We start from the raw sequence: 24,668 nt of genomic DNA, 5'->3' as shown, positions 1-24,668 counted from the left end.
TAATCATAAATTGTGGATAAGTCTGCTCTTATCCACATCTTTTTTATTTCAGATGTGAAAGCGCATAACGACGGCAATGTTCCAAATAACCAGCCTCATGTACACTCATCAATTCAACAATACTCCGCCATAGCCAAAATGGTGCCTCGATGGTTTTTGATTGATTGCGTTTTAACTCTTTTATCCAAGCATTGCGTACTGGATCATCCATCTGTCGAGCATGTGCACGACCAACCACAAAAGCCAAATAGAAAGCCAAGTCTTTGGCTTCAACTTCATTGACCCCTTCTATTTCGAGTTTTAAATCTTGTGGCAATAACTCTCGAATAAAAATCGAAGTATCTAAAAACTTACTTGCTCGCATCCGCTCCCCTAAAAATGGTGATAAGTGTCTTGCACCTTCAACAATTCTTGCTGCATTGTCTTTTGGCATCGGTGTATTTGAATAACGTGGTGCAAGTGCTGTTGTGGCTTCTTTCAGATCCATTAAACATAGGCCTTTCCCATCTCTGACAATATGATTGGATGAATCCATCAGTACGATATAGCGCAATAGGCCTAAAGAACTGCACCCTTTAACCCAATATGCTGAATCGATGACTTTCAATTGAGCGGATTGATCACGCTGGCCAATCATTGTGACCAAGTCCTGAATATCAGGCTGATTAAAAACACTGTGGATTTCGAGATGTTCTTTTTTCAATAGGGGCCAAAATCGTTTCCCCAAGATGATTTCTGGCTTTAAAGCTTCTAAACGCTCTCTTGCTAAATTTTTCCAGGTTCGCTTCAGTGCTTTCTGCATTGCACTATGCACAAGGACAGGTCGCTGTAATTTACCAATCCCCTGACCATTGTGTGCTAAGGCATAAACATAACCCGCGTAAAGCGCTTCAATCATCTGTGCGGTAACGACCCCAGGTAAATCAGAGCTACGTACAGCCGTCGCTAAGGATAGTCCTAAGCGGATAACATCATTGGCTGGATTACCAATCACGGTTTGATCTAAATCACGAATCTCAATATCAATTTTACCCTCTGCATTGGCTACAGGACCCAAATTACCGGTATGGCAGTCCCCACAAATCCAAATCGCTGGTCCTTGTGGTATCGAACTTATTTCCGCTTGCTTTAACCAATCATAATATTTGGCAGTATTGCCTCGTACATAGGCATGGATGGAACCTGCCATTTTTAAATTACGACGTTCTGTTAATTCAGCATTGCGATAACGCGGTTGTTTTATTTCAGTGTTTTGCTTTCTTGGCATTTTTACTATTTTAAGTACTTGATCACTTATTCTGAGTTTTTTTAAGCGTTTAAGTAAGGGCTCAACTGTATATAAAATGTTGAATATTACCGTTTCTTTTTTACATTTCTACATGCAATAAATCATATCGCCTTATCAGAAACGAGTAAAATATTGAAACGTCCAAGCCACTGAATAGACACTGTGAATAGCTATCAGCAAATCTTTCAAAATATAAAATCAAATTCGACTTTGATTTATTGCATACAGATTTTGATTGTTTTAACTGGAACAACGCTTGGCCTGTATTTTCTAGGTTATGATCAACTTATTGTACCGATTACACTTGGCGCAATTGCAACAGCACTCACTGATTTTGATGACCGACTCAGTATTCGGTTAAGAAATCTAGGCTTGGTCTGTGTGCTGTTTTTTACTGTCAGCAGTATTTTAGATTTTTTACATTCCTATAAGCTTTTATTTTTAATTTACTTGTCGCTTTCCAGTGGGGCTTTTATCTTAATGGGTGCCTTAGGGCAACGCTATGCCACCATTTCATTTGGTACTGTGCTCTTGTCAATTTATACCATGTTTGGCTTAGGTGAATATTCTGAGTGGTATCAACAACCCAGTTATTTTGTCATGGGTACATTATGGTATGGCTTGACCTCTATTATTTTCTACTTGCTAAAACCGACACAGGCTGTACAAGACAACCTCTCTAATAGTTTCAATCTTCTTTCCGAGCTTTTGACATCAAAAGCAAAACTATTTGATCCTGATAATGTCGACAATATTGAACAGCTTTTATTTGACCTATCTTTGCAAAACAGCCAGTTGGTGCAAAACTTAAATTTAACCAAAGCCTCATTACTCACCCGATTAAAAGCCTCTCGTGCAAATAAAAACACCATCTACTGGCTCAACTTATATTTTTTGGCCCAAGATATTCATGAGCAAGTTACTTCCAATTATTTGCACTATGAAAAGATCCAACAGAACTTTAGCCGCACAGATTTAATTTATCGCATTCAAAAAAATGTCCGCTTACAAGCGCGCAATTGCCAACAACTTGCTGAGGCAATTTTAAAGCGTCAAATCTTTCAAACGCATCCTGACAATAGTATTGCTTTAGCACATTTAGAAAACTCAATGCTGGAATGGATTCAACAAAATCCACATAATTTAGAAGTAAAAAACTTACTGTTGGTGTTAAAAAATCTCAAAAATGTGCAAGATCAATTTATTAATCTGAGTATTGAACAAAGTAATTATCAGCAAAGTTATAGCCACCATCGAGATAATCTAAATTTATTGGATGATGATATCCATGATCTACCAGACCTTTGGCTCAAGATTAAACAACATTTAACCCCAAATTCTGCATTGTTTCGCCATGCGGTGCGAATCTCATTTGTGTTTGCTGTCGGGTACACAATTTCCTTACTACCCTTCGCAAAAAATGGCTATTGGATTCTACTCACGAGTTTATTTGTCTGCCAGATCAGTTATTTTGCCACCAAAAGTCGTTTAAAACTGCGCACTTTAGGAACTGTATTAGGCGTACTTTTAGGTATTCCCATTTTATATTTTATACCTAGTATAGAAGGACAGTTACTTCTCACTATTATTTTTGGGGTATCCTTTTTCTACTTACGTTCAAAAAAATATGCCATGGCGACTTTAATGGCAACCCTAATGGTTTTGTTGATCTTTAATTTAAAAGGTGCAGGCTATACCATTATTTTACCACGTATTATCGATACTATTTTGGGATGTGTAATCGCATGGTTTGCGGTCAGTTTTATTTGGCCAGACTGGAACTTCCGTGATATTTCCAACAATATTCGTAAAAGCAGCAAAGCAACATTAGACTATTTCGATGCGGTTGTTGAGCAATATCAACAAGGCCGAACCAATAGTATTGATTATCGTAAAGCACGCCGAGCTGCACATAATGCACAGATTGAATTATCCACGATGATTTCCAGTTTAAGTGCTGAACCCAATCCAAATCAGGATTTAATTCACAATGCATTTAGATATTTGGTCTATAGCCATAGCCAGCTCAGTTATGTTTCTGCTTTAGGCAGTCATCGTGAACATGTGCATGATCAGCAGATTTTAGATTTGATGTTGTGGTGTAAAGACACGTTAAATGATGTTTTGCTTAACCAATCCGCTGTAAATGAAGCATTAATTGAAACAAAGCTCACTGAGATTCAGAACATCAATGATCAAGAAAATTTATCAGATAATTTACTTTTGGTGCTTAAACAAATCAGTTTATTATTGGAAACCTTACCTGAGTTGTTAAAACTAAAAACAACTTTACTTCGATTAGAAATTAAATAGCAAGAATCACAAAATATTTTGAGACATCACATGAAATTTAAAATTTTCCTAACGTTTTTATTTTCTGGATTGGCTATCGGTGCTATGCCCAATGCTTTTGCAGATTCTCAATTTAATCAAGACTTACAGCAATTTTTAGAGTGTAAAAAGACACTGAAAAATTATTATGACTTAGGTTTTGACTTTGAGGATGATTTGAAAAAGAATGGCTGGATCAAACAAGGTGAAGAATATAGCTATGTCAGTAAAGTCCCCATTACGGTATTCGGTCAATCTACAGATCAAATTAGCTTAGTTTCTGGTGGGATGCTGGCTGTTTTAAAAAATGCGAACACCCAAGTTCTCGCGAAAAAGTTTCAAATTTCTCAAAACCCTTTCTTTAAAGATATGCCTTATTTCTCAGGAGAGAAAATTGTAAAAACAGATCTTGAGACCAAAGAAATGGAAAAATCTTTGCGTAAACTGACTTTAGCTGAATCTAATCCAGTTGTAGATGAAGGTGAACATAAGACCTATATCGGTTGTGTTTATATCACTGAATTTGAACAGCAACAGCAGGATGCAGCAATCAAAGCATTACAATAATTTATCCTGAATATCGGAGCAAACTTTTGGGTCGGGAGGCTAAAATATTATTCTCCAGAATGATCATCAATTCATTTAAATGAATCAATTTTATTTACTCATTTTTTAAAATAGTTTAGATAATTCGGTTAGACTCAAGCTTCATTCTCATTTGATTAAGTGACCATGAATATCAAATCTTTACGTATTGTTGGTTTTCTCGAAGGCATCTCCTTTCTCCTTCTTCTCTTTATTGCTATGCCTTTAAAATATATTTGGGATACACCAATCTATGTAAAATATATTGGCATGGGGCATGGTGTGCTATTTCTTGCTTTTTTGGCAGTTTTATTGATGGTCTGTGGAAAACAGAAGTGGTCTATTAAGATATTTATTTTAGGTTTGATTGCTTCAATTTTACCTTTTGGACCTTTTGTTTTTGATCATAAATTAAAAGCATTACAACAGCCTTAACCTGTTTTATTTATGAAGCAAAGCTCCCTCTCCTTTTATAGGAGAGGGAAACTCAAGTGAGCTTAAAATTCACCATTTGCTTTACGTTGCAGCATAATTTTTTTCACTATTCTACGTGGAATAGTGAACCACAAAGTAATTAAAGCAAAGCATGACAACGCATAAGCCCAGAGATGGAACTGTTCATACAAAATTCGAATCAGTTCAATTACAAAAAAGAAAGTGAACATCATCAACACTGAAACAGCAGCAGCGACAGTCCCTTTAGAAACTTCGGATGACATTAACGCAAAACGATAAAGCACTGAAAAACTAATTCCTTCACCAAAACTGACTAAGGTCATCCCTAAAATAACGCAATAAAGAAAATATTCGCGCCAAATTATTCCTGCCACAACAATTAAGGTACCTAACAGCATCAAAGGTAAGCCAATCAAAACTGTTTTACCTAGCGGCAAACGATCAATCACTTTAATCAGTGCAATATTGCCAAGAATCAATCCACCCAATACAGGAAATTGTGCCAGTCCATATTGCATACTACTGAGTCCCAGTTCTTCAACCAACATCACAGGAGATAACGCAATCCATAGCATTAAAGGCATCGCCACCATCGGCAAACCGAGGGTCAGGCCCATGAAAGTCTTGTTTTTTAGGACTTGCATATAATCATCCCAAATATAACTCAAAGGCTTTTTGGGAATACTGGTAGTAGGTGATGGCATTTTGGCTTTTAGACCAAACCAACTGAGAAAAGCTAAAAAAGCAATCGCAATAAATCCCCAATGCCATGACACATGATCAATCAGGAAAGCACCAATGACTGGGCCAATCAAAGGGGCAAGCAAAGAAATATTTGCCATCAGTGCCATGACTTTAATGGCATCACGCTCTTCAAAAGTTTCTTGAATCGCAGCATAACCTACCGCTGCGATCACAGATAAACCAAAACCTTGCAAGAATCTTAAAACAAGAAAACTTTCAATATTGTGGGTAAACAGAATTAATAAACAGGTGATAACAAAAAATGCAACACCTGACAATAAAACTTTCTTACGTCCTAAACGGTCAGACAAAGGTCCGAGTATCCCTGCGACGCATGCCCCGCCGAGGAGATAAAATGACATAGATGATGGTGCCCATGCACTACTCACACCAAATTCCTTGGTAATTGCGAGCATCGCAGGTTGGACCAAATCATTACCGATATAAACTGAAAATTCAAATAACACCAACGCCAATGGAAACATAAGCGTAGCGCGACTCAAACTTGCAGTTTGTTGTTTTTGCACTAAATTTTGCATTGTTTTCTACATATCATTATCGGCTTGCATCGCTCACACTACTTTTTTTAAAGATAAGTGTACGCCCAATGACAAGCACTGAAATATAAATATTAAATTGTGGAATTTACGTTGAATAAAGGCAGTTCAACACCGTATTCACAAGGTGTCTAATTCAATAGGTAAAGTAATTGCTGAAACTATATTTGTGAGATTTTTTAACTTGACCCGATCTATAAGAAAGCTCATAGAAGTACACACAGGGTAAAGTTTGGGTAGTCTAACACAGACAAATTTTCAGGGGAAGTTGAACATTTATTATTCTTCAGCTACTCTAAATACTGGTTAAGCTGATATAAATAATTTAAATGAAAAATAAAAATCCTGTATCACTGATCATTATTGGTCTGATTTTATTGTTGATTAGTGGAGGACTTTATTTTATAAGTTCTGCACCAAATATTAGCGCTGAAGATCAGGCTCGATGTGAACAATTGGTTCAAAAGAAATATGCGGAAGATTCGAGCTCAGTGATTGAAAGCTGTAAAACAGATACAGGCTTTGTGGCCTTGATGGATGTTCAGGCCAATGGTACTGGGTCGGCTGAAGATACGGCAAAGGCAATTAGTTCAGCCAACCATAAAGAATTGGGTTTTGGTATATTTGGCAAGTTCTTGATGGGGTTATGCGTAGGTGTCGGAATTGCGATGCTAATCAAAGGCTTGATTGCACTCAAAAACAAACAACAATCGATAAATTAGCTATAAAAGCAAATTATAATTCACATAGTTTGCTTTATTCATCATGTAGCACTTTTGATTTGATAAATGTGCCACGTTTAATATCATCATATGCTTCAAGAATTTCAGCGTAGCTATTCATCACAAAAGGGCCATGACCGTTGATGGGTTCTTGAAGCGGTTTGCCTGTCAGCAGCAGCAATTTACACTGTTGCAATGCCGTAATTTCTAAGTCTTGTTCTAAGCTCGACATGACGGCAAGCCCTTGCTCTTCAAATATCTCATCTTCAGCTTGAAACAATGCCTTGCCGGTTCGTAAATAAACCAGTGTGGTTTCCCCTGCGCCAGCGGGCAATCTCACCTTATGCCCTGCTTGGATTTCAATATCTAAAACATGAAGTGGCGAATGCGTTTTTGCTGGCCCTTGTTGTCCTTGATAATGCCCAGCAATCACCCGTACCGTTCCAGCGCTATTCGGAAGTTCAATCACTGGAATATTTGCTTTTCGTAAACTCTGATAACGTGGTGGGTTCATTTTATCTTTAGCTGGTAAATTCACCCACAGTTGCACCATTTCAAAATAGCCACCCGTTTTTGAAAATACCTCACTAAAGACCTCTTTGTGTTCTACACCGGAAGCTGCGGTCATCCATTGCACATCACCCGTTGAAACAATACCACCACCACCCGATGAATCACGGTGTTCTAATTCACCAGCAAAAATCAGGGTAACCGTTTCAAAACCACGATGAGGATGCTCACTCACCCCTTTGCGTAAATTGGTCGGTTTTAAAACACCAGGTCCTAAATGATCCAGTAACAGAAAGGGAGAAACCGTATTGCCTAATTCATAGTGCGAAAATACAGAAAGTACAGGATAAAAATCTCCTATCGCAAATCGGGTGTCATTACGATGAATAAAGGCAAGGGTTTTCATAGTGTCACTATTCTCTGATTGAGTAAAAGCATTAGCCATAAAAATGTTGTTTTAAATTAAAGCTATATTCGGTGAGATATTGCTTTAATTTTTCAATATCATTAGTAGGTTCAATCGTTCTTAGATTAAGGGCTTCAATTTTATCTTCTAACAGTTTTAAGATCTGTGCTTGTTCAGCGACAGGTAATTGTGCTTTTTCTTTTTGCTGTTTTTTTGATTTCTAAATAATCTTCTGCCCAATGACGTAATGGATCATGGGAGTCGATTTGATCAAACAATTGCGTAATCTGGAGTTCAGGCATAATTTGCTGTGTTGCCAACTCTGCTGACATCAGACCACGAATAGAATAAAACACTTTTTTATAGGTAAAGTTATCTGCAGTTTGCATGACATGCATACCACCTTTAGCCAGCGACAAGTAATGATAATACAGAGCTTTATAGTCTATTCGTTCAAGTAAGCCATCTCTAAAAATTTCCCATTCAGGAAATTGATTGAAATAGACAATATGTGCACGTACCCACTCTAAAACAGTCGGATTACTTTTTGCCAAAAGTCCAAACATTTTATTTAAGTCGAATGAAACGAAATCAAAGTCGCCATCCATGATCTCGATTAAATCACGGTGTTGGCGATAATCGTAATATTGTGCCTTGGAGGGTAGATGAAAACCACGCACATCGTAATCACTGTCTGGACTTGCCATGCCCCATAAACGACTACCGCTTTCGATATAAAACAGTGGATGTTCATCTCGGTTTTGGAATAAGTTTTGAATTTCTTGTTGGATGTTCATTGTGTTCACATTTTGGGTAAATCTATAGGTTTTATAACATCAATTTCAGTGCTTTTTAAATTTTCTTTGAATTCAAGATCGACTCTCCTTTATTTTTAATTTAAAAGTTTTATCAATAATCGCTTTAATTCATCATGATACTTACCAGCATAATTTGCTTTATGTTGGATATATAGCCAAGCCTCCTAATTATTCATACAAGTGATTTACATCAAGCCATTGATCATAAATAAAGCTTATTTTTTGTATGAACTTTTAGAAACTGTTGGTTATCAATTCATTTTTTGTACTTTTAAACCCTAGATGATTGTCCTACCGTGGGGCGACATGGATGTCGCCGTTGGGCGGGGGTAACTGGACGTACCCCTCGCCCAACATGAGCAAAAACAAAGCAGGGCTTTGTTTGCAGCGCAAGGTTTGGTATCACCTACGAAAAGTGAGGCATCGCCTATGCAATGGTATTTAAACTTTGAATATAGGGTGTGGCATTGCAAGCTTTTTTATAATCAAACAATTGATTTTTACATGTGATTGATTTAATTAAAAATATCAATCAAGAGAAGTTATATTCTTGTGTATGAGTTTTTTGACAGATTGACTATCATTCAACTTCTTGTATCAGTCAAAAATGCGAAGGATCAAAACCATTACCTACAATTAAAATATTCATTTATTGTGATTTGCCAAATAAAAAACGTACCAAATCTGATACGTTTTTATCCAGCATTTCTATCTATTTTCAATAAGAAATATAAAATAGCCAAAGATAATTATCCTTTAGCTACAAATTTTGAATTTCTTAATACATTTTCATGACGCTCTAATGCTAATTCTATGAGTTGAGTAATTAATTCAGAATAAGTGATTCCACTTACCTCCCAAAGCTTTGGATACATACTGTTATTAGTAAAGCCAGGTAAAGTATTTACTTCATTTAGTAAAACATCGCCATGCTCAGTCAAGAAAAAATCGACACGTGCAAGTCCCAAACAACCTAAAACTTTAAAAGCTTTAATCGAAATCTCACGAATCTTATTACTTTCCTCTTCTGAAATTGAAGCAGGAATCACCACTTCAGAAGATTGATTATCTATATATTTTGCTTCATAAGAATAAAAACTAGACTTTACAACCACTTCACCACAAACACTGGCTTTTGGATTGTAATTACCCAAAATACCGCATTCAATTTCACGACCTTTAATAAACTTTTCAATCAATACTTTGCTGTCATATTGAAATGCGTTTTCTAAAGCAACAATAAACTCTTGTTCGTTTTCAACTTTACTGACACCCACTGAAGAACCTTGATTCGCAGGTTTCACAAAGACTGGAAGTCCTAAAGTATTTTGAACCTCATGGAAACTCACTGCGTCTGGCTGGTAAGCATGAACAGTTAAAAATGGTGCAACCGCAATCCCAGATCCTTGTAACAAACGCTTGGTGACATCTTTATCCATACAAATTGCAGAACTTAAAACATCTGAACCAACAAAAGGTAGATCTAAAATTTTAAGCATGCCTTGTAATGCACCATCCTCGCCTAAAGTCCCATGAATGATAGGAAAAATAACATCTATGGGTGGTAATCCTTGCGCATTTTCAATTTCAAAGATTTGAGATTGTTTTGACTGCAAATAATCTTCATGTTCACGAGGGGCGAGAGAAATTAATTTAGGATCGTGGCCATATTCTAAATAATGAGTAACATCCAGAATACGCCAAGCACCATCTTGGTCTATTCCAATCAAACTAAGATCAAACTTTTGCAGATCTATTGCATCCACGATATTTTGTGCTGATTGTAGTGACACACGATGTTCTGATGATTTTCCACCAAAAATTATTCCAACTCTAGTTTTTGCCATTTTTGTTTGTACCCTGATTTTAATCTTCCAAATCTTTAAATCCAGATAAATAATTGATCAAGGACATTTTGCCTTCTGGAAGGTCTTAGTGTTCTTACCACGATAACACTGATATTCCTTCTGCATATCTATACGTTTCCACTGACCATCAATATTTTTAAAGCTATATACGCTACGAATAGAACGTACTGAATCATCCATCAAACCCGTTTCAGTCAACTTCACTTCTGCAACAGTAGGTGATTCCACACTATTAAAATATTGGCGCAACTCAACAGTCGCGAGATCCTTACGTAAATCAGGACGTTCATTTAAAACCTGACTTAATGGGGTCTCTGAACCACCCACTTTATTCATTAAATTTTGTGTTGTTGCACAGCCAGATAAAATCACTAAACAAAATACTGAAATTAAACTCAAACGATTCATTCTGATCACCCTAAAACTAAAAGCATAGCCTAATGATGCTATGCTTTTTAAACGTACACTATTTAAAAACTGTGTCTTTATGACTCAGCTGCAATATGGCTAACATCGAGCACTATGATTTGTTGATCATTTTCATCAAACATCAAGGCTTGATTACCTAGATCCAGCATATAAAAATGCCCTACATTGGTTAGAAAATGCCAAGCAACAATCTCTTGCCCATTATACTCATGTGATGGATCACCAATGGTAATACGATCTAGTTCCTGACCTGCTTGCTGGCATAAGGCTTGAATAATTTTAAAATAACGGGGGCTGTTTTCAGCTGCCTGCTGTTTACGTTGTTCTAAATTTAGAATTTTGGCTGTAACTTGCTCGATAATCGCCAAGATTTGATCTTCATCGACAACCTGTAGCTTTGGATGCTGTTTTAACCATCGACTATTGATTTCAATCAAATCTTCACTATCGTTCAATGCATAAAATTGGTCATCAAAAGCATTGAGAATATCTCGCTGCTCATTTTCTCCAAAGTATTCACCCTCTAAGAACTGTTCTAATTGCTCATCCGTAAACTGATCAATTAAATCCGCACTTTGCTCAAAGAGAGCCGAATGCCCAGTCGCATTCATGGCTTTTAATCCTTCACGAACATGTTTCACCATGAACGCATCCCAACCTGTGTTATAAACAAATTGTGAAAAACCGCCATTATTCACTTGAGCAAGATAGTAATCGACAAAATAACTATATAAAGCCTCTGCGGATACTTCATCATATTCAACATAATGTTCAAATAAGCCATTTAAGGTATCAATATTGGACATAATCACATCATAGTGATCATCACTATCTAAACTTTGTTTAGAAATTAAAATCTTATCAATGAGCATAGTTTTCAGTTTCTTATCAATATTTAAGCGCAATCAACATAACAAATTTTCGGCAACAAATGGCGACAAGCATGTAACTTTATTTTATCTTTTGTTTGGCAATAAAAAAGCGCTTCTCTCGAAGCGCTTGTACAAGCGAGCTATTTAAATCATTACAGATCAAATAACTTACCTGGGTTCATGATGCCATTTGGATCAAACACTTTCTTCAAGGCTTTCATATATTCAATTTCTTCAGCAGTCCGCGTGTAATCCAGATAAGGCTTTTTGGTCATGCCTACGCCATGCTCTGCAGAAATTGAACCGTCATATTTCTTCACAGTTTCAAATACATACTTATTTACTACCTGACATTTGGCAAAGAATTCATCTTTAGATAAATTCACAGGTTTTAGAATATTTAAGTGCAGATTTCCATCCCCAATATGGCCGAACCAGCAGATTTCGAAATCAGGATAATTTTCAGCGACAATCGTATCAATTTCCTTAATAAAAGCAGGAACATGTGTAATCAATACTGAAATATCATTTTTATATGGGGTAAATGGTGCAATCGTTTCAGAAATATCTTCACGTAAACGCCATAAGCTTTGAACTTGTTCAAGATTTTGGCTCATCACCCCATCAAGCACCCAACCTTGTTCCATACAATGCTCGAAAATTTCCATCGCAGCATCCATAATCGGCTCATATGGTGCTTCGAATTCAAGTAAAACGTAGAATGGACATTCTGTTTCAAATGGACGTTGCACATGACCACGATCCAAAACTTTTTTCATCGCAAGTTCACCAAAGAACTCAAAAGCAGTTAAATCAATTTTGCTTTGAAATGCGTGCAATACTGGCATGATTGCATCAAAATCAGGAACTCCCAATACCATCACTTGTAGATCATGTGGTTGACGTTCAAGTTTAATTTCAGCTTCGGTCACTAAACCTAAAGTCCCTTCACTACCAATAAATAAATGTTGCATTGCATAACCTGTAGCATTTTTAATCATGCCTTTGTTTAAACGCAATACATCACCTTTACCCGTCACCACAGTCAGACCAAGTATCCAATTACGAGTCATGCCATATTTGATGACTTTAATCCCGCCGGCATTGGTTCCAATGTTACCACCCAATTGTGATGAGCCCGCAGAAGCGAAATCAACGGGATAATACATCCCTTGTTCTTCTGCATAGTTCTGCAACTGTTCCGTCACCACACCCGCCTGAATACGCACCATACGATCAGCTGGATAAAATTCTAAAATTTGGTTCATTTTGTCGAAACTCACGACAATTTCACCATTGGCAGCAACAGCACCTGCCGATAAACCTGTACGTCCACCCGATGGAGTAATCGCAACATTAAATTGATTAGCCAATTGAACAATAGCTTGTACTTGTTCTGTGCTCGATGGAAAAACGATGACCGATGGCTGAGGATCAAAATGCTTAGTATGGTCTTTGCCCCAATTTTCTAAGCTGTCAGCATCGGTTTTAATCCGGTTTTCACCGACGATTTGCGTCAATTGGGTCAATAATTCAGGTGCTATCGTTACTGGAGCATTCATCGTTTTGCGGACCTAGCAAGAAGTAAATAAGTGGTTGTCGTACTATAACATTCGAGATTTTAAATCAGTCTGTGAAAATTTTTCAGCATTTTTTTACAGCTGAAATCGTCAATTTTACTGATTTTAGCAGTATTTTACCTAGATGACTGCTGAGGATAAAGCACAGATTTGATTCACATTATCCACACTTTGTGTATAAAGTGGCTGCAAGCACTATAAAAATCAATGCATTAGCATTTCATTTAATTTTTGAATAATGCTTATCAGAAATCGTAGATAAAATATCCACTGTCCTGTCACAATCAAAATATCTATAGAACAAGGTCTATGGTATCATATTGCGACTAAATTTGGCCTTTGTAGCGGAGCCGTAATGAGCCAACATCTTTCACTACCTAAAGATAAAATTCGTTTCTTGTTGTTAGAAGGCGTTCATCAAAACGCAATCGACACGTTAAATGCTGCCGGATATACCAATATCGATTCCCGTAAAACTGCGCTTGAGGGTGAAGCGTTGCAAGAAGCGGTTAAAGATGCACACTTCATTGGTATTCGTTCCCGTACACAATTAACTGAAGAAGTCTTTGCAGCTGCGAATAAATTGATCGCAGTGGGTTGTTTCTGTATTGGAACAAACCAAGTGAATTTAAATGCAGCCATGATTCGTGGTATTCCTGTATTTAACGCACCATACTCAAACACTCGTTCAGTTGCTGAATTGGTTCTTGCAGAATCTATTCTTTTACTTCGTGGTGTGCCTGCTAAATCTGCTTCAACTCACCGTGGTGGTTGGAACAAGTCTGCTGTAGGTTCATTTGAAACGCGTGGTAAAACTTTAGGTATCGTGGGTTATGGCTCTATTGGCTCTCAACTTTCAGTTTTAGCTGAAAGCATGGGTATGCACGTCATTTATTATGATGCAGTGACTAAGCTTCCTATGGGTAATGCACGTCAAGTCGGTTCTTTAGATGAACTCCTTGCAAATGCAGATGTTGTTACACTGCATGTACCCGATGTTCCTTCAACACGTAACTTCTTTGCAAAAGCTCAATTTGCGAAAATGAAAGAAGGTTCAATCTTCATCAATGCTGCACGTGGTACATGTGTAGTTATTGAAGATTTAGCAGATGCAATTAAATCTGGCCATATTGCTGGTGCGGCTGTTGATGTGTTCCCGAAAGAGCCTAAAGCCAATGGTGAAGAGTTTGTTTCTCCACTTCGTGGTCTAGACAATGTGATTTTAACACCTCACGTTGGTGGTTCAACCATGGAAGCGCAAGCTAACATCGGTCTAGAAGTTGCTGAAAAATTTGTTGCTTATTCAGATAAAGGTATGACTTTATCTGCAGTAAACTTCCCTGAAATCGCACTTCCATTAACTGAAGGTAAACACCGTTTACTGCACATTCATAAAAACGTGCCAGGCGTGTTATCTAAAATTAACAACCTGTTTGCTGAACACGGCATCAACATTTCTGGTCAGTCATTAATGACTAAAGGTGATGTGGGTTACTTGGTGATGGATGTAGACGCAACTGCATCTCAAGAAGCGCTTGATACACTTCAGGAAGTTGAAGGCACAATCCGCGTTCGCGTATTGTTCTAAGACGACGAAAGCTAGAAAACCACAGGTATTTGCCTGTGGTTTTTTTATTGGGCTTATAAATCTGGTTGAGGTCGTTCTCTTTCAAATGACTTCTTTCGTTAGTTAAATGATTTGATCAATAAACTATTTAGCATCTTCTCTCCCTCTACTCTACAAAGACAGTGTACTATCTAGAACTCAATAGGCTTTCAAATTACATTACTTTTTCATATAAATTGTTTTAAATAAGAAGTCTATTGCAGATATTTTCCGCCAAGTCCTGAGTCTAAATTCTAGAAAGAATGCCAAATTTTAAAAATGCACCACACCTTCAAGCTATAGTTTTATTGTTCATTGCCATGATCAGTATGCAAAGTAGTGGTGCATTAGCAAAAACATTATTTGATCAATTTCCAGTAATAACCATTTCCGCTATGCGTTTATTACTCGGCTCATTGATTTTAGCCGTGATTTTTAAAATTTGGCAGGTCAATTTTAAACAGGTGAAATGGTCATCCATCATCAGTTATGGTATTGCCCTTGCAGGAATGAATGCTTTATTTTACTTATCGATTCATCGTATTCCGCTCGGAATCGCCGTAGCGTTTGAATTTATTGGCCCGCTCAGTGTGGCTCTATTTCATGCACGGCAAAAATTCGATTTTATTTGGGTCGGACTTGCGATACTTGGACTAGTTTTACTGTTTCCATTTGATCAGGCAAAGCAAACTCTCGATCCTATTGGCATTGCCTTTGCCTTAGCTGCTGGCGCTTGCTGGGCGCTGTATATTATTGCAGGTCAACGACCTTCAGGAGTTTCTGGAAACCATACCGTATGCTTGGGGATGTTTGTAGGTATGTTGTGTTTAATGCCAATTGCCTTATTTTCAGGGATGCCTTTAAAAGTTTTTGAACCTTCAAATTTAATTTATTTTATTGCGTTGGCGATCTTAGCAAGTGCATTGCCGTTTTCATTGGAAATGATTGCATTAAGAAATTTATCTGCTTTAAGCTTTGGCACGTTAATGAGCCTAGAACCTGCAATTGCAGCATTTTCAGGATTTATTTTCTTAAATGAACAATTATTATGGACACAATGGTTAGCCTTAGCCACTATCATTAGTGCATCGATTGGTTGCACCGTAACCGCACAAAAAGCACGGGATATAGAATAAACCATGCCGAAAATTGAAATAAATGATGGATGAGTGTTAACTCATGATTTGAGCACAAAGACTTGGTTTTCTATTGGCACATTTTGATCTATTTCAACAAGCGTTAATTCACTTCCAAAACAAGCACCTGTATCTAAAAAATAGCAATTATGCTTCTTGGTGACAAAATCAACTACTGTATGCCCTAGAAAAACCTGTTCCACACCAACAACAGTTGAATAACGCATAAAGCGTTTATTTTTAATTCGCCCTCTGCCCCATAAAGCCAACTCTCTACTTTTAGACCGTGTTGCAACTTTAAATGCATCCCAATCATTTACATCAATATCCGCATGCACAAAACCATATTTCTTATTTTGATAAATGACTTCTAACAGTATGGGTAAAGTGTTTAATTGATCTATGACTTGTTGTTGCTGTTCTGAACTTAATGCATAAAACCATTTTCCACCATGATGCGTATGCATATCTTTCATCATTGGATCGATCTGCGACAGTAAGCACATTTCTTCATGATTACCTAAAATGGCTTTAAACCAAGGCTCAGTAATCAGTTGCAGACATTGCAAACTGTCAGGACCTCGATCAACAAGATCCCCCACAGCAATCAATAGATCTTTTTGAAAATCAAATTGAATTCGTTCAAGCTGTTGCATCAACATATCATAACAACCATGTAGGTCTCCCACCACAAACAAGCGCCCTGTGTGATGGGTATAGGTTTCAACATGAGATAGGTTGTGTTGCGATAACTCAGACATAGATTGATCTTTGATTAAAACTCAATTGAAGCTGCTTCAATATGCTGGTTTTTTTTGGCTAAATCCAAATATTTGCTGGCAGTTTTTTTATCTTTACGCACCCCGATCCCATCTTTATAAATTTTAAATAATTCAAAATAAGAGTCGATATCGCCATGATCAGCCGCTTGTTTAAACAAATCTGCACTTTGGCTTAGATCCACCTCGACACACTTGCCTTCCTGATACATTTGCGCCAGCAGAAAGAATGCACGTGGAACTTTTAGTTCTTTGGCTTTATTTAACCAAAGTAGTGCACCATCCGCATTGTTTTGACGTTGTTCAAAAATCGCCATACACAGCATAGCCTGCACATGCCCTTTCTCTGCAGCTGAATTTAATAATGGGAGATGATGTTCATGTTCTAACGGTAATAACATCGACAATTCAAACTGTGCGTCTGGATGGTTTTGCATTGCAGCACGTTCTAACCAAGAAATACCTTGATCAAGATTTTTCTCAGTTCCCATCCCATAACGTAAACACTGCGCTAAAGAGTATTGAGCTGGAACATTGCCTGAAACCGCAGCATGTAATAATAAATCAAAAGCCAGCGTTGCATATTCTTTTTGCTTTTGCTCAGTTTTGGCATTTTCCGAGTTTTTTAACAGCGTCACGGCGGCTAAATAGGCGGATTCAATATGTCCATTTTTTGCCGCTTTAAGTAAATGTTCTTGTACAACTGTGGCATCCACTTTAGCACTTTGCTGTTCGATAAGTGCACAAACATAGCAACCAAATGGATCATTGTTTTCTTGTGCGAAATTGGCATATTTAAAAGCGACATCAGGGTTGTTTTGTTTTAAATAACTAAATGCCAATAAAGCACAGGCAAAATAATCTTTTTCTGCAATTTTCAATAATTCATTTTGAACTTTGATTGGATCAAAGCCTGAAAATTCGACCAAAAACTTCAAACTATTTTGATGCTGATTTTTTAAATAATTATCTAAAAGTAGTTGATAAGCTAACTGTAAATCTTGTGACAATTGCTGTTGGGCATAAACAAAAATCGCTTCTGGGTGATTCAGTTGAACCGCCCGTTGTAAATGAATTAATGCTTGTGCTTTTGTCAGATGATCGGTGGCATTATTCAACCCTAGATAAGCAAGTTCTAAATGGGCAAGTGCATGATTAAGCTTTGCTGCATGTTGAAAAAAAAGAATGGCAGACTGAACACTTTGATTCAGATAACGGCCTAAAACATGCCACTGCCCTAACAAGGTACTTGCAGGTGCAAAATTCTGATTGGATGCATTGACCAACAAATCAACACGTGCTTGGGCATCTTGCTCATTTTGAGCAACCCCTTGTTGTTCTAGTTTAAGTACGTCGATATACCAAGCTTCTGCTTGTGAATGTTCTGTTCCATTTAAGTCTAAATTTTCAGTTTTATTCGTATTTCCTGACATCTTTTATTCCTAACACATGTGCCATTGCAAGTATAATCATCCCCATCTTACAGATGAGTTAGCTGAATCTCAAAGGGAAATGTTGAATCAACATTCATCTATTCTCGAAATACTTAAATAAAACCTAGAAAGTGTTAAAATCTGCGCAATATTTTTCTTCACCTTAGATATGCCAAACTCTCAACTCACTGCTGTGCTTTTCATGGTCTTATCTATGGTGGCTTATCAGATCAGTGCCTCATTTGCAAAACAGTTATTTGAGGTTTTAGATCCGATTACTGTGGTTACCTTAAGATTATGTTTTGCTTCTATTTTAATTATTTTAATGTTCCGTTCTTGGAAAATTATAAAACGTTTACCTTATCTCAGATGGAATGAACTGCTCTACTATAGTGGTTCAGTCTGTTTGATGAATGTGCTGTTCTATGCCTCTTTAGGAAAATTACCTCAAGGCATTGCAGTTGGTTTAGAGTTTTTAGGTCCATTAACTTTGGCACTACTTTCGATTAAGCGAAAAGGTGACTATATTTGGGTGTTTCTTGCCATCATCGGTATTACACTGATGGTGCCTTGGCAAGATGCGACACAACATAATTTTTCCTATCTTGGTGCTGCTTTTGCTTTGGGTGCGGGCATATGCTGGGCGAGTTATATCTATTTCGGGCAAAAAGTTGTACGACAAAATATTGGTATGCATGCGCTTAGTATTGCAATCGTCTTGTCTGCCTTGGTTATGCTGCCAATCAGTGCCGTTCACAACCCAGATGCCTTACTACAAACACAGTACTGGGGCAAAGCCTTGCTGATTGCACTTTTAGCAACCGCCATTCCTTATGCCTTAGATCTGCTTGCTTTAAAACAATTAAGCAAAATGAGCTATGGTACTTTATCGAGTCTATCTCCAGCTCTTGCCGCAATTTCAGGTATGGTATTACTGAATGAACATATTACTGCTTGGCAAACCGTTGCTTTAGTCTGCATTATGATTGCATCGGTAGGAGTAACATTTAGAGCGGCGAAAAGCTCAAATGCTCATTAAAACATTATCAATGCTAACACACTGCCAGTAATACATAATCCCGACCATATTTACGCGGTTTTTAGGAAGAAAAGAAGATCAGCGTAAATAAATGATATAGCCAACCTGTCAATAAACTCAGACACAAGAGCATAATTCTTATTACTTAATATTCCAAATTAAATCAATGATATGTAGAAATAAATTATTTAATTATAAAAATTTGGAATGCCACACTTTTCGTAGGGGATACCAAATCTTGCGCTGCAAACAAAGCCCTGCTTTGTTTTTGCTCATGTTGGGCGAGAGATACATCCTGTACCCCCGTCCCACGGCAACATCCATGTCGCTCCACGGTAGGATAATCATCTATGATTTAAACGTACAAAAATGAATTGATAACCAACAGGTTTAGCCCACCAAGCGGATAAGGTCTTTTGCTTTATACTTTTTATATTCGGATAAATACTTCTTCGCTAAGATTAATTTTTGATTTTCATCTAAAATTTTTACGGCTTTTTGAAAAAAAGAATGTTCTTCTTGTTGAATATGATGCGCGATGATTTCAGATAATCGTTTCGCTAAAACCAACCAACGTGAGTGGCTAAAATCAGTTTGTTCTAGCGACTGTAATATTTCATCCATCTCATGATGTTCAGCAAGTGCCAAACGGGTAATATTTAAACCTGAATCCGTCATCATTAACGGCATATAAAAATAGCGATCTTTCGCAACCGCATGGGCAAATAGTTCATTTTTTAATAAATTAAAAATTTTCCTTCGTTCAGGGCTATCGCCTGAGGTATGCGCTAACTGTTCTGACAAATCCTTCTGAATGATATGGCTTTCTCTCAAAGCCTCAAATATATTCATCTAAATCCCTCTTTTTATGATATTTGCCTTCCATTGCTTCGGTTTGTAATTTTCGATCAAGAAACCAACAATATTAGAAGACTAATCAAAAAAAATCCTGACAAAATTTAAGCTTTTTTGTATCAAAAAAATTAACGAGAGCATCTGCGAAATTACGCAATAAACATTTGATAGGCCAAGCGACAAATCAAAATGCTGACCAAAATCAAAAATAAAATTCGAATAAAACCACTGCCATATTTCAGCGCCATTTTCACACCAACCAATGAACCACATACATTGGCAACAGCCATCAGTAGACCCAATTGAAATAACACATGTCCAGTGGGAATAAAGAAACTCAGTGCGGCAAAGTTAGTCATGAAATTACCAATTTTTGAAAGCGCCGACGCATGTAAAAAGTCAACTTTCAGATAACGAATAAAATAGAAGATGAAAAAACTACCTGTGCCCGGTCCAAATATCCCATCATAAAAGCCAATTAATAAGCCACCCACACCCGCGATTAATAACATTTTATGGGTGATTTCTTGTTGAAAATGGACTTGTCCAAATTGCTTTTTAAAAAATGTATAGATTGCGATCACAATCAGCATAAACAATACAAATGGTCGCAAAATTTCTTGGGGGATAAGTGAGACACAAGCAGCGCCAGCAAATGAGCTAATAAATGCCGTGATTCCAATCACCGCCAACAGTTTCCACTGAATTTTGACTTGTTTTAAATATGAAAAAGCAGCCGATGCTGTTCCACAAATCGAAGCCAGTTTATTGGTTCCAAAAACTGTAGCAGTAGGATAATGCGGTAAAGCCCCCATTAATGCAGGAATTTGAATCAGCCCTCCACCTCCAACGGCAGCATCAATTGCCCCTGCACAAAAGGCAAAGAACACCAAACTGAGGATGATATCAAATTCCATAACATTCACTTATCTTTTAAAGGCGTCTATTAACGCTGGGAGACTTAACCGTACTTTGGCTTAATCAGGCTTAAATTTAAACTGAGTAATTTTCTAACGATGAAACGGAATTAAAGATTTAAAACACGTTTAGGCACTAAACGTTTTGTATCTGTAATTTCTGCCAATCCTAAACATTTATCAGCATCAAAAACCAAGACTTCGGTTGAGGCAACATGTTCAATATTGCTTTCCATACCGCGGCAAAAATATTCCGCACGTCCTTCAGGTACTTGAACTTTAGGGAAATGATCGATTGGTGCATATACAGGTAGCAACAAAGCTTCACGCGCTTGTTCAGTCAGGCTTTCCAGATATTCAATGGTATATTCCGGAATCAAATCAAAATGACCAGTTTGAGTTCGATTTAAATATGTTAAATGACCAAATGTCCCCAGTGCTTTGGCAATGTCTTCGCCCAAAACACGAATATAAGTTCCTTTAGAACAGGTAATATCCAGGGTCAGGCTGTGTGGGGTAAACTCAAGCAACTCAATGGCAAAAATATGAATCGGCCGTGCATCACGTTCAATTTCAATTCCCTGACGAGCCAACTCATATAAAGGACGACCCTGTTTTTTTAAGGCTGAATACATCGGAGGAACTTGTTGAATATCCCCAGTAAATTGAGCCAGAACCTGTTGAATACTTTCTTGGCTTAATTCAGGGACATCTTTTTCAAGTAAAACTTCGCCTTCTACATCACCAGTTGTCGTGCTATGGCCTAACTGAATGGTTGTTTGGTAGCGCTTGGTAGAATCTAACAAATAATGTGAAAATTTAGTCGCTTCACCTAAGCAGATTGGTAACAGTCCTGATGCCAAAGGATCAAGCGCTCCTGTATGCCCTGCCTTTTGAGCTCGATATAACCAACGTACTTTTTGTAACGCGGCATTTGAACTAATGCCCAAAGGCTTATTCAATAAAAAAACACCACTGATATGGCGACGCGGTATTTTCTGAGCTTTTGAAGACATATTGGTCTGAATACGGAGAATAATGCGCTATTTTAGCAAAAACCATTCGTCTATTTTTACAAATTTTCTGTTTGAAATTTAGAATTCTATGGCAAATTTTATTTTCAATAAAAAGACTAAAAATTGTAGGAATATTAGATGGATCTATCTAAAAAAATGATTGGGATAATCATTGGTAGTCTCTTGATCATTCTTTTAGCCGTGATTTTTTGGCTAAAACCAAATACAGAGTCTACTGAAACAACATCAACATCTGAAAAAGCACTTCAGCAGCAGACTGGACCATTGACTTCAACTCAGCTCGCTGCATCTGAAGCACAGAACTTTGCCAGTAAAAGCCAACAAGATACGCAAATCAATTGTCAAATCCGCGCTGATGCTTCCAATCGTTTAATTGTTAATGAGCAGACCAAAGATTGTTTTGAATATTTCATTACACAATATGGTGAAAAAACCATTGAGCAAATCAAAGCAGATTTTCTCAGTTATACCAAAATCAGCTATAAAGAGCCTGTGTTATCGCAATTAAATAATCTATGGACACGTTATATCGATTACAGAAGTAAATTAGGCGATTTACCAGCACCCACTGCAGATAAAGAAAGTGCAAAGTACTATCAGCAGATCTTGGTCAACACTCAAAACTTAAGAAAAAAATTCTTCTCAAATTATGAAATTCAAGGCTTATTCGGTACACAGGACACCTATGACCAATATACCGTAGACCGTCTAGAAATTATGGATAATCAAAAATTATCTACGGCTGAAAAAGCGCAAAAACTCAAAGAACTTTTCGAGCAACTTCCAGAAGACTGGAAAGAAAACTTAAAACAACTAAATCAACTTGAAGACTTAAGAAAATTGACAGCGGAGATTAAGGCACGTGGTGGTTCTGCGGAAGAGCTTCGTCAAATGCGCACCAATCTAGTGGGACCAGAAGCGACACAACGCTTAGAAACACTTGATGTACAAAGAAGTGATTGGAAAGGCAAAGTTAATCAATACCTTGCTGCGCGTGACAACATCCTCAAAAGTAATCTGAGTGACTCAGCCAAACAGCGTGCTGTAGAACAATTAAAAGCACAACAATTTGCAAATCAGCAAGAACAACTCAGATTACAAACTTTCGAAACAGTGCATGACCAAGGAGGCAAACTACCTTTTGCGAATTAGTCTATAAATATTTAAAGCAGCCATAAAATGATAAAAAGGCAGAAACAAAAAATATTTAATTCTGAGTTTATGCCACATTCTACGTCTTTGATTTTAAATCTAAGCGTAAGAATTTTATGGAATTTCACATATCAAAGATGCTGTTAAATTTGATGGTATAAATTTGAAAATAATATTTATGACAATCTCATAGGAGGGTTAACAAAGACTAGAAATTTGTTAGGGATTAACAAAGCTTTAATGCAACTCGCACTTTTGGTTTCGGGTAATAATGAAAATGATGACATACCCATTGCTTGAAATCATAAGGGTTGTAAGCAAATTTTAGCTTGCAACATAGACTACTTGTTGATCAATAATTCACTTAAAACAAAAAGAGTATTTTAAAATGAAATTTAACATCAATATTCTCGCCCTAAGTTTAATCATTGGACTCAGTTCGATGACTGCATCTGCGTCTGGATTACAAACGGTAAACCCACGTTATGTTAGTTCAGACTATGCAAAAACTAAATACCCCATTGTCTTTAATCATGGAATGTTCGGTTTTACCCGTCTTGGAACCTCATCCTTTGGCTTAGATTATTTCTATCAGATCCTCCCTGATTTAGCCCGTAATGGCGCAAAAGTTTATGCGACTCAAGTTTCCCCATTGGAATCGACACAAGTTCGGGGTGAACAGCTCTTACAGCAAGTCGATGAAGTGATCGCACTGACTGGCTCGCCCAAGGTCAATCTTATTGGGCATAGTCATGGTGGACCAACAATTCGCTATATAGAAATCGTTGCACCAACAAAAGTCGCCTCTTTAACTGCTGTTGCTGGAACAATTAAAGGCTCTAAGTTCGCTGACGATATTGTAAATAATCGAGGTGTAAATGCGCTTCTCACAATTCTCGGTCAATATATCTTAGCACCTGTGATTACACTGCTTGAAGGTAATCCTTCCCTTTCTATAAGCCTTAATAACTCTTTACAAAGTATCAGTGAGAAAGGCTCTGCTGAGTTCAATGCAAAATATCCAAGTGCTGCAATTCCAAAAGACTGTGGCGATGGTCAAAAAGTGACAGCCAATGGTATTTATCATTATTCTTGGACGGGTACGGCTCAATTCACCAACATTTTGGATGTTGTTGATGGCGTAATCTCTACGCTGGCACCGTTGTCTTATAAAAATTTAGATAATGATGGTTTAGTTAGTCGTTGTAATAGCCATTATGGGCAAGTAATCCGAGACAATTACCGACAAACTCACTTGGATGAAGTCAATCAAATTTTAGGACTACATGGCCTATTTTTTGCGCCAAACCCGCTTGATCAATACCGTCAACATGCCAATCGTCTGAAATTACAAGGCTTGTAAATATTGCCGATGAGAGGCGATAAAATGTACTGTTCATTCAGTCTATTTTATAGTTGAATAGTTAATGATTCTGGAACCATTTTTGATACTCAACATCGTATTGAATTTCGAATTCCAGAATCTGATTTGAACTTAGATTTAAAAACCGAAGAAACCAAAGTTACAATCCCAAAAAACATGATCAA

General features: G+C 37.3%; 21 protein-coding genes and 1 pseudogene. 9 read left to right on the top strand and 13 right to left on the bottom strand.

Translation table 11 applies throughout. The features are described 5' to 3' along the window. Positions 1 to 43 precede the first annotated feature (43 nt). Positions 44 to 1,267, bottom strand: coding sequence for a DUF2252 family protein (locus tag ACG916_RS02440; protein WP_336952256.1), 1,224 nt, complete (start codon positions 1,265 to 1,267; stop codon positions 44 to 46). Positions 1,268 to 1,450: 183 nt separating this feature from the next. On the opposite strand from ACG916_RS02440, the gene yccS reads away from it, so the two are divergent. The 3 genes from yccS (at position 1,451) to ACG916_RS02425 (ending at position 4,639) form a co-directional block, all read left to right on the top strand. Further along, positions 1,451 to 3,601, top strand: a complete 2,151-nt coding sequence (gene yccS, locus ACG916_RS02435; protein ID WP_336952257.1) for a YccS family putative transporter — start codon at positions 1,451 to 1,453, stop codon at positions 3,599 to 3,601. A 30-nt stretch (positions 3,602 to 3,631) separates the two neighbouring features. Beyond that, a complete protein-coding gene (locus ACG916_RS02430) occupies positions 3,632 to 4,186 on the top strand; it encodes a hypothetical protein (RefSeq protein WP_336952258.1) in 555 nt (184 codons plus the stop codon). 165 nt (positions 4,187 to 4,351) lie between these two features. Further along, entirely contained in the window at positions 4,352 to 4,639 is a 288-nt protein-coding gene (locus tag ACG916_RS02425; RefSeq protein ID WP_336952259.1) for a DUF3817 domain-containing protein, read from the top strand. A gap of 62 nt (positions 4,640 to 4,701) precedes the next feature. Here the strand turns inward: ACG916_RS02425 and craA are convergent, their stop codons facing one another. Continuing rightward, positions 4,702 to 5,943: a chloramphenicol efflux MFS transporter CraA gene (gene craA / locus ACG916_RS02420; protein WP_336952261.1), complete on the bottom strand. Its 1,242-nt coding sequence runs from the start codon at positions 5,941 to 5,943 to the stop codon at positions 4,702 to 4,704. A gap of 347 nt (positions 5,944 to 6,290) precedes the next feature. Here craA and ACG916_RS02415 point away from each other — a divergent pair, with 347 nt between their 5' ends. Next, positions 6,291 to 6,683 carry a hypothetical protein gene (locus tag ACG916_RS02415; protein ID WP_336952262.1) on the top strand — a complete coding sequence of 131 codons (393 nt, stop codon included), beginning with the start codon at positions 6,291 to 6,293 and terminating at the stop codon, positions 6,681 to 6,683. A gap of 34 nt (positions 6,684 to 6,717) precedes the next feature. Here the strand turns inward: ACG916_RS02415 and ACG916_RS02410 are convergent, their stop codons facing one another. From ACG916_RS02410 to ACG916_RS02385, 6 genes and pseudogenes are all read right to left on the bottom strand, one after another. Beyond that, the gene (locus ACG916_RS02410) at positions 6,718 to 7,599 is read right to left on the bottom strand and encodes a pirin family protein (protein ID WP_336952584.1); all 882 of its coding nucleotides are present in this window, start codon (positions 7,597 to 7,599) and stop codon (positions 6,718 to 6,720) included. A gap of 31 nt (positions 7,600 to 7,630) precedes the next feature. Then, a pseudogene (locus ACG916_RS02405) lies at positions 7,631 to 8,396 on the bottom strand (nucleotidyltransferase domain-containing protein). A 770-nt stretch (positions 8,397 to 9,166) separates the two neighbouring features. Then, positions 9,167 to 10,264 carry a D-alanine--D-alanine ligase gene (gene ddlA, locus ACG916_RS02400; protein WP_419327028.1) on the bottom strand — a complete coding sequence of 366 codons (1,098 nt, stop codon included), beginning with the start codon at positions 10,262 to 10,264 and terminating at the stop codon, positions 9,167 to 9,169. Between the two features lie 57 nt (positions 10,265 to 10,321). Continuing rightward, on the bottom strand, positions 10,322 to 10,693 hold the full coding sequence (locus ACG916_RS02395) for a hypothetical protein (RefSeq protein ID WP_419327027.1): 372 nt from the start codon (positions 10,691 to 10,693) through the stop codon (positions 10,322 to 10,324). Between the two features lie 77 nt (positions 10,694 to 10,770). Next, complete coding sequence (locus ACG916_RS02390; protein ID WP_336952265.1) at positions 10,771 to 11,586, bottom strand: DMP19 family protein; 816 nt, start codon at positions 11,584 to 11,586, stop codon at positions 10,771 to 10,773. A 152-nt stretch (positions 11,587 to 11,738) separates the two neighbouring features. Continuing rightward, positions 11,739 to 13,148: a D-2-hydroxyglutarate dehydrogenase gene (locus ACG916_RS02385; protein WP_336952266.1), complete on the bottom strand. Its 1,410-nt coding sequence runs from the start codon at positions 13,146 to 13,148 to the stop codon at positions 11,739 to 11,741. A 373-nt stretch (positions 13,149 to 13,521) separates the two neighbouring features. On the opposite strand from ACG916_RS02385, the gene serA reads away from it, so the two are divergent. Beyond that, positions 13,522 to 14,754, top strand: coding sequence for a phosphoglycerate dehydrogenase (gene serA / locus ACG916_RS02380; RefSeq protein WP_336952267.1), 1,233 nt, complete (start codon positions 13,522 to 13,524; stop codon positions 14,752 to 14,754). A 281-nt stretch (positions 14,755 to 15,035) separates the two neighbouring features. Then, positions 15,036 to 15,908, top strand: a complete 873-nt coding sequence (locus ACG916_RS02375) for an EamA family transporter (protein ID WP_336952268.1) — start codon at positions 15,036 to 15,038, stop codon at positions 15,906 to 15,908. A gap of 41 nt (positions 15,909 to 15,949) precedes the next feature. Here the strand turns inward: ACG916_RS02375 and ACG916_RS02370 are convergent, their stop codons facing one another. Together ACG916_RS02370 and ACG916_RS02365 are read right to left on the bottom strand one after the other, a co-directional pair. Then, positions 15,950 to 16,669, bottom strand: a complete 720-nt coding sequence (locus ACG916_RS02370; RefSeq protein ID WP_336952269.1) for a metallophosphoesterase — start codon at positions 16,667 to 16,669, stop codon at positions 15,950 to 15,952. Positions 16,670 to 16,683: 14 nt separating this feature from the next. Continuing rightward, positions 16,684 to 18,120 (bottom strand): tetratricopeptide repeat protein, encoded by a 1,437-nt coding sequence (locus ACG916_RS02365; protein WP_336952270.1) that lies wholly within the window; start codon positions 18,118 to 18,120, stop codon positions 16,684 to 16,686. 169 nt (positions 18,121 to 18,289) lie between these two features. Here ACG916_RS02365 and ACG916_RS02360 point away from each other — a divergent pair, with 169 nt between their 5' ends. Next, positions 18,290 to 19,159, top strand: coding sequence for an EamA family transporter (locus ACG916_RS02360; protein ID WP_336952271.1), 870 nt, complete (start codon positions 18,290 to 18,292; stop codon positions 19,157 to 19,159). A gap of 390 nt (positions 19,160 to 19,549) precedes the next feature. Here the strand turns inward: ACG916_RS02360 and ACG916_RS02355 are convergent, their stop codons facing one another. The 3 genes from ACG916_RS02355 to truB all read right to left on the bottom strand — a co-directional run bounded on the left by ACG916_RS02355 (position 19,550) and on the right by truB (position 21,947). Continuing rightward, positions 19,550 to 20,011, bottom strand: coding sequence for a hemerythrin domain-containing protein (locus ACG916_RS02355; protein ID WP_336952273.1), 462 nt, complete (start codon positions 20,009 to 20,011; stop codon positions 19,550 to 19,552). Between the two features lie 152 nt (positions 20,012 to 20,163). Continuing rightward, positions 20,164 to 20,931 carry a sulfite exporter TauE/SafE family protein gene (locus ACG916_RS02350; RefSeq protein ID WP_419327026.1) on the bottom strand — a complete coding sequence of 256 codons (768 nt, stop codon included), beginning with the start codon at positions 20,929 to 20,931 and terminating at the stop codon, positions 20,164 to 20,166. Between the two features lie 110 nt (positions 20,932 to 21,041). Further along, entirely contained in the window at positions 21,042 to 21,947 is a 906-nt protein-coding gene (gene truB, locus ACG916_RS02345) for a tRNA pseudouridine(55) synthase TruB (protein ID WP_336952276.1), read from the bottom strand. Between the two features lie 138 nt (positions 21,948 to 22,085). Between truB and ACG916_RS02340 the strand changes: the two genes are divergently transcribed. Continuing rightward, positions 22,086 to 23,120 carry a lipase secretion chaperone gene (locus ACG916_RS02340; RefSeq protein WP_419327025.1) on the top strand — a complete coding sequence of 345 codons (1,035 nt, stop codon included), beginning with the start codon at positions 22,086 to 22,088 and terminating at the stop codon, positions 23,118 to 23,120. 388 nt (positions 23,121 to 23,508) lie between these two features. Then, positions 23,509 to 24,483, top strand: coding sequence for an esterase/lipase family protein (locus ACG916_RS02335; RefSeq protein ID WP_419327024.1), 975 nt, complete (start codon positions 23,509 to 23,511; stop codon positions 24,481 to 24,483). Positions 24,484 to 24,668: the final 185 nt, after the last annotated feature.

It is taken from the genome of Acinetobacter legionensis (genome assembly GCF_048552295.1).
Classification (GTDB): domain Bacteria; phylum Pseudomonadota; class Gammaproteobacteria; order Pseudomonadales; family Moraxellaceae; genus Acinetobacter.
The sequence above is the reverse complement of the archived record's forward strand: the minus strand, read 5'-3'. Positions and strand labels throughout refer to the sequence as shown.